General features: G+C 54.2%; 14 protein-coding genes. 2 read left to right on the top strand and 12 right to left on the bottom strand.

From position 1 onward, the window contains the following. Positions 1 to 264 precede the first annotated feature (264 nt). Positions 265 to 780 carry a zinc uptake transcriptional repressor Zur gene (zur, locus tag MKZ79_RS11420; RefSeq protein WP_336142269.1) on the top strand — a complete coding sequence of 172 codons (516 nt, stop codon included), beginning with the start codon at positions 265 to 267 and terminating at the stop codon, positions 778 to 780. Positions 781 to 902: 122 nt separating this feature from the next. On the opposite strand, the gene MKZ79_RS11415 is transcribed toward zur, so the two are convergent. From MKZ79_RS11415 to MKZ79_RS11405, 3 genes are all read right to left on the bottom strand, one after another. Then, positions 903 to 1,112: a CsbD family protein gene (locus tag MKZ79_RS11415; RefSeq protein ID WP_336142266.1), complete on the bottom strand. Its 210-nt coding sequence runs from the start codon at positions 1,110 to 1,112 to the stop codon at positions 903 to 905. 382 nt (positions 1,113 to 1,494) lie between these two features. Then, complete coding sequence (gene lexA, locus MKZ79_RS11410; RefSeq protein WP_336142264.1) at positions 1,495 to 2,103, bottom strand: transcriptional repressor LexA; 609 nt, start codon at positions 2,101 to 2,103, stop codon at positions 1,495 to 1,497. Positions 2,104 to 2,213: 110 nt separating this feature from the next. After that, positions 2,214 to 2,576: a diacylglycerol kinase gene (locus tag MKZ79_RS11405; protein ID WP_336142260.1), complete on the bottom strand. Its 363-nt coding sequence runs from the start codon at positions 2,574 to 2,576 to the stop codon at positions 2,214 to 2,216. Positions 2,577 to 2,704: 128 nt separating this feature from the next. On the opposite strand from MKZ79_RS11405, the gene plsB reads away from it, so the two are divergent. Next, positions 2,705 to 5,134 (top strand): glycerol-3-phosphate 1-O-acyltransferase PlsB, encoded by a 2,430-nt coding sequence (plsB, locus tag MKZ79_RS11400; protein WP_336142858.1) that lies wholly within the window; start codon positions 2,705 to 2,707, stop codon positions 5,132 to 5,134. Between the two features lie 49 nt (positions 5,135 to 5,183). Here the strand turns inward: plsB and MKZ79_RS11395 are convergent, their stop codons facing one another. The 9 genes from MKZ79_RS11395 to psiE all read right to left on the bottom strand — a co-directional run bounded on the left by MKZ79_RS11395 (position 5,184) and on the right by psiE (position 13,233). Next, positions 5,184 to 5,726, bottom strand: coding sequence for a hypothetical protein (locus tag MKZ79_RS11395; protein WP_336142257.1), 543 nt, complete (start codon positions 5,724 to 5,726; stop codon positions 5,184 to 5,186). 18 nt (positions 5,727 to 5,744) lie between these two features. Then, the gene (locus MKZ79_RS11390) at positions 5,745 to 8,165 is read right to left on the bottom strand and encodes a fimbria/pilus outer membrane usher protein (protein ID WP_336142255.1); all 2,421 of its coding nucleotides are present in this window, start codon (positions 8,163 to 8,165) and stop codon (positions 5,745 to 5,747) included. 26 nt (positions 8,166 to 8,191) lie between these two features. After that, on the bottom strand, positions 8,192 to 8,965 hold the full coding sequence (locus tag MKZ79_RS11385) for a fimbria/pilus chaperone family protein (RefSeq protein ID WP_336142253.1): 774 nt from the start codon (positions 8,963 to 8,965) through the stop codon (positions 8,192 to 8,194). Between the two features lie 105 nt (positions 8,966 to 9,070). Further along, complete coding sequence (locus tag MKZ79_RS11380) at positions 9,071 to 9,751, bottom strand: DUF1120 domain-containing protein (RefSeq protein ID WP_336142251.1); 681 nt, start codon at positions 9,749 to 9,751, stop codon at positions 9,071 to 9,073. 552 nt (positions 9,752 to 10,303) lie between these two features. Beyond that, positions 10,304 to 11,188 carry a 4-hydroxybenzoate octaprenyltransferase gene (gene ubiA, locus MKZ79_RS11375; RefSeq protein WP_336142249.1) on the bottom strand — a complete coding sequence of 295 codons (885 nt, stop codon included), beginning with the start codon at positions 11,186 to 11,188 and terminating at the stop codon, positions 10,304 to 10,306. A 1-nt stretch (position 11,189) separates the two neighbouring features. Next, a complete protein-coding gene (gene ubiC / locus MKZ79_RS11370) occupies positions 11,190 to 11,717 on the bottom strand; it encodes a chorismate lyase (protein ID WP_336142245.1) in 528 nt (175 codons plus the stop codon). A gap of 116 nt (positions 11,718 to 11,833) precedes the next feature. Next, the gene (gene timP / locus MKZ79_RS11365) at positions 11,834 to 11,953 is read right to left on the bottom strand and encodes a small toxic inner membrane protein TimP (RefSeq protein ID WP_336142243.1); all 120 of its coding nucleotides are present in this window, start codon (positions 11,951 to 11,953) and stop codon (positions 11,834 to 11,836) included. A gap of 378 nt (positions 11,954 to 12,331) precedes the next feature. Beyond that, complete coding sequence (timP, locus tag MKZ79_RS11360) at positions 12,332 to 12,451, bottom strand: small toxic inner membrane protein TimP (protein WP_336142243.1); 120 nt, start codon at positions 12,449 to 12,451, stop codon at positions 12,332 to 12,334. Positions 12,452 to 12,834: 383 nt separating this feature from the next. Continuing rightward, a complete protein-coding gene (psiE, locus tag MKZ79_RS11355) occupies positions 12,835 to 13,233 on the bottom strand; it encodes a phosphate-starvation-inducible protein PsiE (RefSeq protein WP_336142241.1) in 399 nt (132 codons plus the stop codon). Positions 13,234 to 13,235 lie beyond the last annotated feature (2 nt).

Genomic DNA, 13,235 nt, shown 5'->3' with positions numbered 1-13,235 from the left:
TGTTTACAAATATTTATGTAAATGTAGTTAAAACATTTCAAAACACAACGCCGTTTATCACTTTATTAAGTTAAAAATGGTACAGATTTGACGCTCGAACGATAAGTTTACCGCCAGCGTATCTGCCTGAAATTTCAGCGGCGCGGAAAAGAGAGAGTGGGCGGTCTGTCGCAGACCAGCAGGCAGCAAGCGGGAAAGGCGGAAGCGCGGTGTTTTTATCAGCATTGTGATAATATAACGCGCTAAGCCAGCCTGGGGAGAACTATGAATATTAACAGTCCTGAAAACATCTTGTCGCAGGCGGAAACCATCTGCCAGCAGCGCAACGTCAGGCTGACGCCTCAGCGTCTGGAAGTGCTGCGGTTGATGAGCCAGCATCACGGCGCGATTAGCGCCTACGACCTGTTGGATCTGCTGCGCGCCAGCGAACCGCAGGCCAAGCCGCCTACCGTCTATCGGGCGCTGGACTTTCTGCTGGAGCAGGGTTTCGTACATCGCGTCGAATCGACCAACAGCTACGTTGTCTGTCATCACTTTGAAGAGCCTTCGCATACCTCGGCCATGCTGATTTGCGATCGCTGCGGCGCGGTGGCGGAACAACATGCGGAAGGCGTCGAAGCTATTTTGCAGTCGCTGGCGCAAGCTACCGGTTTCGCGCTGACCAATAGCGTGATTGAAGCGCATGGCCTGTGCGGCAGCTGTGTGGAAGTGGAAGCCTGCCAGCATCAGGATGAGTGCCAGCACGATCATACGCTCGGCAGTAAAAAGCGCGGTCGTTAAAAAGCATAAGCTTCAGAGAAACTTAAGCGGCGCCGCCGCTATAAAAGAACAAGGGCAGCGCCGAAAGCGCTGCCCTTGCTGTAACGTCTTACGGGCTTGCTGCCCCTGTGCACGTTATTTTATCAGAAGCGATGCTTGTTAGTGGTTTCCCAGTCGCCCAGCTCTTTCTCAGCCTGGTCTTTGGTGTAACCGTAACGCTCCTGAATTTTACCGACCAGCTGATCGCGTTTACCTTCTACGACAGTCATGTCGTCATCGGTCAGCTTGCCCCACTTCTCTTTTACTTTACCCTTCAACTGTTTCCAGTTACCGCCGGCTTCGTCTTTATTCATCTTGTTTCTCCTTAACCTTAGGTGATAACAGCTTATCGTTACTGCAAAACTACTGACAGCAACATAAAACGCTGCCTAAGTGCGTAACGTACAGATAATTGTAGTAGAAGATAGCGGGTTTGCACGGCGAGACGGCCTGATTTTGCAAAAAAAGCGAAGCGGCACGGCAGAGAAGTAGAAAAAATAAGGATAATCAATGCGTAACGAGAAAAAACAAAAGCGCAACAAAAGGGAAAGCGGAGATAACCGGAAAAAGCGGTGATTAAAAAGCCATCGTTCGCAGGCTATGCATCGAACGATTATCAGACTGCATTGCGCGATATAAAGAGAGGAAGTAACGAATGCGCCGCCTTAACGACGGCGCAGAGGCAGAAGCGTGCTTTTACAGCCAGCTACCGTTGCGGATGACGCCAACGGCCAGGCCTTCGATAGAGAAGGTCTGCTGGCGCAGATCGACCACGATCGGCTTGAATTCACTGTTTTCCGGCAGCAGATGCACAATGTTGCCCTGCTTTTTCAGGCGTTTTACCGTGACTTCGTCATCGATGCGCGCCACCACGACCTGGCCGTTACGCACGTCCTGGGTCTTGTGTACGGCCAGCAGATCGCCATCCATAATGCCGATGTCTTTCATCGACATACCGCTGACGCGCAGCAGGAAGTCGGCGCCCGGTTTAAAAAGATCCGGATCGACCTGGTAGTGGCCTTCAATATGCTGTTCCGCCAGCAGCGGCTCGCCCGCCGCTACGCGGCCAATCAGCGGCAGCCCGTCTTCGTCTTCCATCATCAGGCGGATACCGCGCGATGCGCCGGAGACGATCTCGATAACGCCTTTGCGCGCCAGCGCCTTCAGGTGTTCTTCAGCCGCATTCGGGGAACGGAAGCCGAGCTGCGTGGCGATCTCTGCCCGCGTCGGCGGCATGCCGGTCTGGTTGATATGCTGGCGTATCAGGTCGTAGACCTGCTGCTGCCTTGCCGTTAATGCTTTCATCCCGCCCCCTGGTTGTTTATACAGTCGACTGTGAGTATATACAGGTATTTCGCCGTTGAAAACCTCAAGTCGGATAAAAAACGTCACTTATTGCCATTTCAGCGCGGCGGTTAGCGGGTAAGCAGCACGCTCAGCCAGACGAAGACCGCCAGTAAAATCGCCAGCAGCACCGCCGCCGAGCCCATATCTTTCGCGCGACCGGAAAGCTCGTGGAACTCGTTGCCCAGCCTGTCGACCACGGCTTCAATCGCGCTGTTCAGTACTTCCACGATAATCACCAAGGCTACGGAGCCTATCAGCAGCACTCTTGCCAGCGGAGCGACGTCCAGCCAGCAGGCGATTGCTATCGCCACCACGGCGGCAACGACTTCCTGACGGAAAGCGGCTTCAAACTGCCAGGCCGCCCGCAGCCCTTTCCATGAATACCCTGCTGCTTTAATGATCCGTGTTAAACCTGAGGCGTTATTTGCCATAATCAGGGAACCCTTTGTTCTGTTTAACGTCAATGTCAGGGTAGCGCACATTATGCAACACCACAGATCTCGTTTACGGATTCTGGTATGCTTGCCGCGCTTTGCTAACAAGAGGCTTTATGTTGTCTATGTCAGGTTGGCGTAATTTATATTACAACTTATTGAATTTACCAGTAAAAATGCTGGTAAAAAGTAAGGCGATCCCCGCTGAGCCGGTCGCTGAACTGGGGCTGGATACGTCGCGCCCCATTATGTATGTACTGCCGTATGATTCAAAGGCCGATCTGCTGGCGCTGCGCGAGCAGTGCCGCAAAGAGGATCTTCCCGATCCCCTGGAGCCGCTGGAGATCGACGGCACGCTGCTGCCGCGCTACGTCTTTATTCACGACGGCCCGCGCGTCTTCCCCTATTACGCGCCGAATCTGGAATCCGTTAAAACGTTCCATGACTATCTGGATCTCCATCGCAGCAATCCGCTGCTGGACGTGCAGATGGTGCCGGTGTCGGTAATGTTTGGTCGTGCGCCTGGCCGCGAGGTTCAGGGCGAGAGCCAGCCGCATCTGCGCGTGCTGAACGGTATTCAGAAGTTTATCGCCGTACTGTGGCTGGGACGCGACAGCTTTGTACGCTTCTCGCCGATGGTTTCGCTGCGCCGTATGGCCACCGAGCACGGCACCGATAAAACCATCGCCCAGAAACTGGCGCGCGTGGCGAGAATGCATTTTGCCCGCCAGCGCCTCGCGGCGGTTGGCCCGCGCCTGCCCGTGCGTCAGGATCTGTTCAACAAGCTGCTGCAGTCGAAAGCGATTGCAAAAGCGGTAGAGGACGAAGCGCGCAGCAAAAAGATCTCCCATGAGAAAGCGCAGCAGAACGCTATCGAACTGATGGAAGAGGTCGCGGCGGACTTCTCCTACGAGGCTATCCGTCTGACCGACAGGATTATGGGCTGGACGTGGAGCAAGCTTTATCAGGGCATCAACGTCAACGGCGGCGAGCGCGTGCGCCAGCTGGCGCAGGACGGTCATGAAATCGTCTATGTGCCGTGCCATCGCAGCCATATGGACTATCTGCTGCTCTCTTACGTGCTCTATCATCAGGGCCTGGTGCCGCCGCATATCGCCGCCGGCATCAACCTCAACTTCTGGCCGGCCGGCCCGATTTTCCGTCGTCTCGGCGCCTTCTTTATTCGCCGTACCTTTAAGGGCAATAAGCTTTATTCCACCGTGTTCCGCGAATATCTGGGCGAGCTGTTCACCCGTGGCTATTCCGTGGAATATTTTGTGGAAGGTGGTCGTTCCCGTACCGGACGCCTGCTCGATCCGAAAACCGGCACGCTGTCGATGACGATCCAGGCGATGCTGCGCGGCGGCAACCGTCCTATCACGCTGGTGCCTATCTATATCGGCTACGAGCACGTGATGGAGGTTGGCACCTATGCGAAGGAGCTGCGCGGCGCCACCAAAGAGAAAGAAGGCTTTATGCAGATGGTGCGCGGGCTGCGCAAGCTGCGTAATCTGGGCCAGGGCTACGTGAACTTTGGCGAACCGCTGCCGCTGGTTAACTATCTGAACAAGAACGTGCCGGAATGGCGCGACTCTATCGATCCGATTGAGTCCCAGCGTCCGGCCTGGCTGACGCCCGCGGTTAACGATATCGCCCAGCGCGTTATGGTTCGCATCAACAACGCCGGCGCGGCCAACGCCATGAACCTGTGCGTGACGGCGCTGCTGGCCTCGCGCCAGCGTTCGCTGACCCGCGAGCAGCTGGTGGAACAGCTGGAATGCTATACCCAGCTGCTGCGCAACGTGCCCTATTCGCCGGACGCCACCGTGCCGGAGATGACGCCGGAAGCGATGCTGGATCACGCGTTAAGCATGAATAAGTTCGAGATTGAGCAGGACAATATCGGCGAGATTATCGTGCTGCCGCGCGAGCAGGCGGTGTTGATGACCTACTACCGCAACAACGTCCATCATATGCTGGTGATGCCGTCGGTGATTGCGGTGATCCTGATGCAGCATCAGGAACTGACGCGCGCCGAGCTGCTGCGCCAGGTCAGCGTGATCTACCCGATGCTGAAAAGCGAGCTGTTCCTGCACTGGGAAAAAGACGATTTGCCGGGCCTGCTGGATTCGCTGGTCAGCGAGATGGCGCGCCAGAATCTGCTGATCGCCGACGAACAGACGCAGACGCTGCGCCTCAGCCCTGCCCGTTTCCATACGCTACAGCTGCTGGCGGCTGGCGTGCGCGAGACGCTGCAGCGCTACGCCATCACTTTCTCAATTCTCAGCGCCAATCCTGCCATCAACCGCGGCACGCTGGAGAAAGAGAGCCGCACCATGGCCCAACGTCTTTCGGTGCTGCACGGCATCAACGCGCCAGAGTTCTTCGATAAAGCGGTGTTTTCGACGCTGGTGCTGACGCTGCGCGACGAAGGCTATATCAGCGATACCGGCGACGCGCATTATGAGCAGACCCATAAGGTCTATCAGATGCTGGCCGATCTGATTAGCCAGGAAGTTCGAATGACCATCGAGAGCGCGCTGACGGCGAGCTAGATAAAAAAAGGGCCGGTGTGAAAACCCGGCCCTTTTTACTGGCTGTTATTCAGCTTTCCACCGCCAGCCTTATCTGTCCTTCTAACTCTGTTAAGTCGCGAACAGGTATCTCTTTGCCGGTAAACGGGAAGTCGAGACGCAGCTGTAGCGTCAGGTTACGCCTGCTTTCGCTGGCGGTTTGCATCGGCAGCAGCAGTTCACTGCCCGGCGTCAGTTTGATCGACTCGCCGGGCGCAAGCAGCTTTTCATAAGGTTGGGTTAGCCGCAGGGCGGTTTCTACGCCGTTATAACGCGCGGAAAGCAGCGTTAGCGTCATTCTGCCGCCGTTGCCAAAGTGAAAAGCGCTTCCTTTGCTATCTGCTGTTCCCTCAATCCGTACGCCGATCGGCCCGCCCGCCTCGCACTCAATCTGCGCTGTCAGCTCCTGTCGGGTAAACAGGGTTTTACTCACCGTCGAGACATATTGATTACCCAACTCGATATTGGGGCGAGAAACCACGACCTGGCAATTTTGCGCCAGGCCAGGCAAAGCGGTCAGCCAAAGCGTCACCGCCATCAGCGTTCGACTGCGTAACCGACTGGATGTATTCATTGGCTCAATTTCCTTGTGTTAGTCACAAACGGCGCTGATTTTTTCGTATCCGACGCCTTGCGGAGCTTTTTCCGGCACGCTGTAGCGCAGGCGACACTGCCGATCCTGCCAGCGCGCGATCAGAGGACGCTTATCATCGAGGTTAGTAATGAAGACCGTGCCCGCGTCTACGGCGGTCGTGACGTACTCTTCCTCGCTGGTCACGATGACGCTGCCTTTTGGCAACAGCGAACCCTCTGCCAGCGCAACCGTCAGCAGGCCGTTGCGCGTCCGTTGCAGAGTAAAGCGCGCGTCGGTCACCGCTCCGTGTCCGGCCAGGATTTGTCGTAGCCCGTTGCTGACATCGGTGTTTTCCGGCAGCCGTTCGGTGTTCAGCTCGATACGACCAGTGGCATAGGCCGGAAGGCTGGGGATAACGGCTTTGCCTCGCCAGTCCGTCCAGGTTTTACCCTGCGGCGTGATGAACTCAACGCCGCTGACCGCAGGCTCTACGGAAATCACCCCGAAAGTTTCGTTAACCTTCTCAGGAGAGAAGACGATGCCTTCCTTATGCGCCACTACGCCGCCGGAAAGCGTCCCTGAGTAGTTATGCACGTGGTTCTCTGCCACCTGGCCATAAAGGGAAGCGGTGGTGTAGTGAAGATTGCCGTTCAGATTGCCTGCCAGGCTGTTAAAGCGCTGCTGCCTGAGCTGACGTTCCGCCGTCAACGACCAGCTGCTGTTTTCCGTCAGGGTGTTACCCGTTTGCAGACCGGCGACAGCGGAATTTTGCGTATCCCGGTAGTAGGTGTTCACTCGCTGAGTACCTAAAGGAAAATTCAGGCTGGCAAACAGGCTTTCGCGATCGCTATTGCGACAGCGCTGCCCGTTATCACACTGGCGCGTGCTGTGGCTTTGCCGCTGCCAGTTCAGCGAGGCGTTCACCACGCCGAACTGCCGGTTCCAGGCCGCCGTCAGCTGCCGTACATCCATGCTGTCATCGCCCAGTCGGCTCTGGCTGGCCGCAAAAGAAAAATTACCTAACACAGGTTCTCTCCAGCCGACCCTCAGACTGGCGCTGGTGCGGTTATAGAAAGCAGGCATCGCGTTCGTCGAGTCAATCAGTTCGCGATAGCCCGGCGAATACAGCGTGATATCTCCGCCGACAGACATACTCGGCGAAGTTTGCCACATCATGCTGACATTGCTCCTGGCCCCCTTTTTATCGTGTGTGCGATCCTGGCTAAACGCGCTGCCAAGACCCAGAGCAACTTCCGGTAGCGGATTGAAGGTGACGCCGGCTCCGCCGCCCTGATAGCTGGAGCCGACCAGGGTTCCCGCCTCCAGCAACAGCTGACGCGACAGATTCCAGCCATCGGAAAAACTGGCTACCCACGGACGTTCGTAGCCATCGTCCACGTTCAGCGCCCGCATCCTGCCTAATGCCAGCGACCAGCTTTCCGGCGCTTTCGCTACCAGGCGACGAAACGAGGCGGCGCTAACAACGGAATTCTCCTGTTGTCCATCCGGCGCTATCACGCTGAGTTGCAAATCATTACTGTAATTGAGTACCGGAATCTTCGTCAGCGTAAAGGGCCCGACCGGCACCAGGGTGGAGTAAATCAATATCCCGTTCTGTCGAATTTCCACGCGCGACTGTTCGGCGCGGGCAATACCGCTGACCTGCACATCGTCCGCGGCGCCGTTCAACGCCGTTTGCGGTATCAGCTGTATGCCGTCAATCGCCGCGCCGCTCAGTAAAGGGTTACTGAAGTTGATTTGCCCTGCCTGCAATAGCTGTTTTCTGTCAACCAGCGTTTTCTGCGCGTAAACAAAAGGCGTGTTAAAGCGCGTACCGCCATCGCTGCTCTGCACCAGATTGTGCATGCCGCGCACCATCCAGTCATTGCTGTTAAAGCCGGTTTCCAGGTTGAGATAGCTGAAATCGGAGCGGTTGCCGCTAAAGCTGAATTGCGAGTGATAAGCGGAGTAATTCATTAAAGCGGCGGTGCCGCCGCGTTGATAACCTGTCAGGTTATTTTCGCGCGCCAGGGCTTTTTGCGGCACCACAATGCGTACCTCCTGCTCTGAAGGCAGCAGGGTTACCGAAGCCGTAGGCCACTGCTTCTGTAATGACGGACAGAGATCGCTTCCCTCATCTTTCTGCTGTAGCGAAGCCGGGCGTTGAATACCTGCCGAAGCATAGAAAGCCTCATCTGCGCAGAGTTCGCCACGCGGCCCAAAAGTCAGCTTTCGCGCACCGAGGCTATCGCCGTTAATATATAGCTCAACTTCGGTAAACCCCGGCGAAAAACGCCCCGCTTCGGAAAAATAGGCGGCAACCGCCGGATCGATGCCCAATGCCTTCAGGCGATTACTGTTGAAATGCGCAATTCTGCCATCAGATGCCTGGGAAATGGCCGGGTTAAGCAGGCTCAGGGCGCCCAGAAGAAGGGCCATAGGTCTTGAACCGTAGCGTAGCGCCATCATTGCACCACTGATTTTCCGTTAAGGTCGGCTTTTTGTAAGCCCACGCTGAATCCGTAGCGGGTCACCGGTGAAAACCCAATTTCCCGTGCATCGCTAAGACGAACGCCGTCAGGCGCGCTAACGGTGAGAGTTTCGCCAGGCAGGATATAGTTCTTACTTAATGAGAGCATCACATCGGCGGGCTGTAGACTGATTTGCTGCGCCAGCCGGACAACCTGCTTGCCGGTGTTACTGATTAGCAGCCTGTCGCCGCTCACCGACCAGCTCAGGTCGTTCCACAATTCGCGCTTCGCTTTCACTCCTTTCGGTACAATGATCGCTGGCAGATCGTGACGGATCGTTACGCCCACATTGCCGCCGCTGGTTTGCTCAGCAATACCTTCAAACCAGACGCGTTTGATATGTTCACGCTGGAGCGGCCCATCCGTATTCAGCACAAAACGCACACGCTGGGACTGGCCCGGCTCCAGCCGCGCCACCGGTTGGGTAACGATAAGTCCCGGGGTCGGATCGTCAGGCAGATCTACTACGCGCGTATATAAAAGTAAGGGCACGTTCTCTGTATTTTTGATATTAATGCTGCCGCCTTTTTGCGCCTCGTTAATAATAATGACCGAGGTCTCCGGCTGAACGCCAGAGGCAAAAGCAGCCGCAGAGAAAAAGAAAGAAAGCAGAGGAATTAATCGCAGCCACGTTTTTATTTTAGAGAACGACCGCGTAATGTTGGTTTCAATAAAAAAATAGCCAGGACAGGAAAAGAGAGCTCCCACAATAAATCACCTTTTATTTATAATTTGCAGGCAAGATTCTATAGAGAAGAACGTTATTTTAATTTTAAATAAACTACCCTGGCGTAACGCCAGGGCAACATGACATCAGACGTATTCCAGCGTCAGCGTGGTATTAGTATCAAAACTCAATACATCATCCAATTCGCTAATGGCTGTCGGATTGATCGCGGCTGATACAATGATATTACCAGAGACATTGGTTACCGGCTCAGGAGTGTTTGCGCCCGACATTATGTGGCGGAAAGCATAAAGCGTACTGCCATCCTGGTTAAATGCTGAATTAGTAAGTGTCCAGGTTGTGCCATCCTGGCTACCGATAATAAAGCCAGCAACATTATCAACGAATGGCATATTATAATCTATATAATAGTTACCAATATTTACCAGAGTAGCTGTTCTACCCAAAGAGCCTAACGCGGCCACGTTGGTAATCGTTGTCCCATTATTATCAACTACGCCAACGCCTGCTTCGCCCGCTGCGTCAGCCTGGGGACGGAAGGCCACCGCCGTTTCTCTGCTGCAGCTGATATTAAAAGCTACTGTTTTTTGGCCCAGCTGGTAGCCGCCGGCCACGGGCTCTTTACCTGTCACGCTTGCTGCTGTCACAGTGCCATAATCCGCGGCGCCGGTTACGTTGATAGCACAGGCGGCAGGCGTAATACTTCCTTTAACATTTACCGTAGCGCTTTCGGTGGCAAGAGAAGAAAAAGAAGCCATCGACCCGGCCATCGCCAGGGATAACAGGGAAACCTTTAATTTATTCATAATATCTCCATTAATAATTATTTAAAAAGTAACTCTAAAATTATTTCCAAAAGGCAAGCGACCGCGTTGCTGAAAATAAGAACCCTGATTCGAATTAAAATACTGAATAGGAATCTTCCTAAACATTATTAATCCAGCATCAGCGTGAAGATAAATAGTTTTTTTTGATCGATAGAGGTTATTTGATAGGTGGTGGCTATGATTTTAAGCCTATTGATCGCCAAAATGGATCATTGCTGATACAACTTCTTCAGGAATAAAATGAAAAGAATTTTATTATCAATCACTTGATATAAATTGACTCAGGGGGAAGACGGTCATAATAAAATTAGCCACAACAAAAAATAAACCAAAAACAAACAAGTGTAAGCGATTTTCCGGCCATTAACGCTTTTCTGGTTTACTGTTCATTTATTTTTATTTTACCCGCGCAGAGGGGATTAAATTTTTTTGTCATTAAAAATAAAAAAATATAGGCAGAGATAGTTAACAAAACGAAAGATATTGTGAACTGCCTGAAGCTCGCTTCAGGCAGAATTGAGAAAGGAGTAATTAAAACCACTCTGTGAAAGGTGAACAGCTCAGCGCAATGCCGACAAAAAGAATCAGCCCTACGTAATTATTGTTCAAAAATGCCTTAAAGCAGGCGTCTCTGTCGCGGCCGCTAATCAGCTTTTGCTGATAAATAAACAGCGCGCCAGCGGCCGCCAGCGAGCCATAGAAAGGCATCCCCAACTGTACCCTCTGGCCGATAGTCGCCAGCAGCGCCAGCGTGGCGAGCTGCAATAATCCGATAATCAGTTTGTCAAAACGACCAAACAGGATCGCTGTCGATTTCACGCCAATTTTCAGGTCGTCATCCCTGTCCACCATCGCATATTGCGTATCGTAGGCCACCGTCCAACAGATATTGGCGAAAAACAGCAGCCAGCAAGTTAGCGGCACCGTCTCGCTGACCGCAGCCCAGCCCATTGGAATCGCCCAGCCGAAGGCTGCGCCCAACACGACCTGCGGCAGATGCGTATAGCGCTTCATAAACGGATAAACCCAGGCCAGCGCCAACCCGCCGAACGACAGCAGAATGGTCATCAGGTTCATGGTCAGCACCAGACAGAACGATACCAGCACCAGGCCGCCAAACAGGAATTTGGCTTCTGTGGACGTCACCGCGCCGCTCGGTAGCGGACGCGTACGGGTACGCTTGACGTGGCCGTCAATTTTACGGTCGGCAAAGTCGTTAACCACACAGCCTGCCGCGCGCATAAAGAAAACGCCCAGCGTAAAGACCACCAGCACGTTAACCGGCGGCACACGCAGCCCGGCCAGCCACAACGCCCAAAAAGTGGGCCACAGCAGCAGCAGCGAGCCGATAGGTTTATCGATACGCATCAGGCGGCTATAGGCCTGAAACTTACTGACCGGCAAAGATTTCTCCATACTACTTCTTCCTTTCAGCCTGAATATCCGCGTAAAGCGGCGCAGGCGGTAAAAACAGTTCGGTCAGCAGCAGCGGCTTGTCGGAAAGACGCAGCAGCGAGCGGCGTCCCCACAGGTTTTGGCTGCGTCCCGGTTCGATAAAATCGCGGCTAAGCGTCGAGGAGGCGAAAAGGTAGCGGCCCAGCGGTCGGGTGCCAAGCTGTTGCAGCTGCTGTTCCGGCCCGTTCAGCGTGGATTCCGGCAGCAGCGTACGCGCTGCCAGCCAGGCTTCGCCATCGCCGCACAGTAAAATTTCGCGCAGCCAGTAACGCGGTTCGGCTGGCAGCAGCAGCGCATCCGCACCTGCTTCCTGCGCATCAATGAAACCTTCGCGCAGGATCTCTACGGTCACTTCCCGGCAGTGGCGTTCAAAACGGCGAGTCATGGAATCTTCTTCCATTAGCCAGTCAAGCAGCGGTGCGGTCAGCTGCGGTGACGAAAGCGGCAGCCATTCGATGGCGCGCAGCTGCGTTAGCGCGGGGTTGATCATTGCGCTTCTCCGGGCAGTCAATCAGGTGCCCTAGTGTAGCCTAAGGCGAAAGGCGTTAAACAGAATTTTAACCGCGAGATAATGCGGAAAACCGCCCCTGGGGGCGGCCTCCTGGCTTACTTGCCTGCTGCGTTGATGATCACCGTTAGCGAGTTGCCGGACACGGTCCAGTTTCCGCTTCCGCATGACCACAGCGCACCAGAGACAATGAGCACAATACAAAAGTACCGTTTCATTGTGCGGCCCTGATAAAGACCGCTTCACAGCGCCACCACCGGAGATAAAACTGCGAATGCAAGCACTTGGGAGCGCTTGCGTTTACGGCCTGTCGGAAATCCTTTTCCCGGTCCGGTGCCCGCTTGCTTAAGGCGGCGAAAAGGCCCGGCCAAATTGTACACTAAACCAACAGAGCGTCTACTTGACAGGGAGTTGCCAAGAGGACATTCTATGAGCACTTGGGAGTGCTTGCGTTAAATCAGCAGCAAACCTGCTGGCAAGGCCGCTTAACCTGGCCAGCACAAAAAAACCGCCATAACGGCGGTTTTTTTGTTTCTGCGGTCCGCGACAAAAGAAAGAATCAAGCGGAAAACCGCCCCTGGGGGCGGCCTCCTGGCTTACTTGCCTGCTGCGTTGATGATCACCGTTAGCGAGTTGCCGGACACGGTCCAGTTTCCGCTTCCGCATGACCACAGCGCACCAGAGACAATGAGCACAATACAAAAGTACCGTTTCATTGCGCGGCCCTGATAAAGACCGCTTCACAGCGCCACCACCGGAGATAAAACTGCGAATGCAAGCACATGGGTGTGCATGCGTTACGGCCGTTGGAAATCCTTTTCCTGATCCGGTGCCCGCTTGCTTAAGGCGGCGAAAAGGCCCGCAGGCATTGTACACAAAAGCAACACCATCGCCACTTGACATAGAGAAAAAGACGAGACACTATACAAATACATGGGTGTGCTTGCGTTAAATCAGCAGCAAACCTGCTGGCAAGGCCGCTTAACCTGGCCAGCACAAAAAAACCGCCATAACGGCGGTTTTTTTGTTTCCGTATGCGGCACAACCGCCGGGAATTTCCCACATTGGCTGCCCGACAGAGGCTATTGTGTCGACCGGCCTATTCACGCTTCAGCCGATTGCTGTTAGCCAGCCACAGCGTGACCACCAAAATCAGGATCGCCACAGCGTAAGCCAGCGTATCGAACGGATTTTTATGATCGACGATGATCAGCCGAATAATAGCGGTGATGCCGATATAGACGAAGTAGCGCAGCGGAAAGTGGTAGCCGGACTGAAAGTACTTCACGATCAGCGCGATAAATTCAAAATAAAGAAAATAGATAACGATGCCTTCAATCAGCAGATACGACGAGGTTTGCTCGCCGGTATTCAGCAGCACGTTGGCCAGATGAAAGGTTTCTTTCCCTAAAAACACGGCCAGAATGCAGGCCAGCGTAATCAGCCCCACATTCAGCACCATCTGCAGTAACCAGGCAATACGCGTGGCGTTAATCATAA

Origin of the sequence: Erwinia sp. CGal63, assembly GCF_037026505.1 — a bacterium.
GTDB lineage: Bacteria > Pseudomonadota > Gammaproteobacteria > Enterobacterales > Enterobacteriaceae > Erwinia.
This window is presented reverse-complemented; position numbering and strand designations above follow the sequence as displayed.

Coding starts and splice junctions, on each gene's coding strand:
- zur (WP_336142269.1), top strand. CDS start 265: ATGAATATTAACAGTCCTGAAAACATCTTGTCGCAGGCGGAAACCATC.
- MKZ79_RS11415 (WP_336142266.1), bottom strand. CDS start 1,112: ATGAATAAAGACGAAGCCGGCGGTAACTGGAAACAGTTGAAGGGTAAA.
- lexA (WP_336142264.1), bottom strand. CDS start 2,103: ATGAAAGCATTAACGGCAAGGCAGCAGCAGGTCTACGACCTGATACGC.
- MKZ79_RS11405 (WP_336142260.1), bottom strand. CDS start 2,576: ATGGCAAATAACGCCTCAGGTTTAACACGGATCATTAAAGCAGCAGGG.
- plsB (WP_336142858.1), top strand. CDS start 2,705: ATGTCAGGTTGGCGTAATTTATATTACAACTTATTGAATTTACCAGTA.
- MKZ79_RS11395 (WP_336142257.1), bottom strand. CDS start 5,726: ATGAATACATCCAGTCGGTTACGCAGTCGAACGCTGATGGCGGTGACG.
- MKZ79_RS11390 (WP_336142255.1), bottom strand. CDS start 8,165: ATGGCCCTTCTTCTGGGCGCCCTGAGCCTGCTTAACCCGGCCATTTCC.
- MKZ79_RS11380 (WP_336142251.1), bottom strand. CDS start 9,751: ATGAATAAATTAAAGGTTTCCCTGTTATCCCTGGCGATGGCCGGGTCG.
- ubiA (WP_336142249.1), bottom strand. CDS start 11,188: ATGGAGAAATCTTTGCCGGTCAGTAAGTTTCAGGCCTATAGCCGCCTG.
- ubiC (WP_336142245.1), bottom strand. CDS start 11,717: ATGATCAACCCCGCGCTAACGCAGCTGCGCGCCATCGAATGGCTGCCG.
- timP (WP_336142243.1), bottom strand. CDS start 11,953: ATGAAACGGTACTTTTGTATTGTGCTCATTGTCTCTGGTGCGCTGTGG.
- timP (WP_336142243.1), bottom strand. CDS start 12,451: ATGAAACGGTACTTTTGTATTGTGCTCATTGTCTCTGGTGCGCTGTGG.
- psiE (WP_336142241.1), bottom strand. CDS start 13,233: ATGATTAACGCCACGCGTATTGCCTGGTTACTGCAGATGGTGCTGAAT.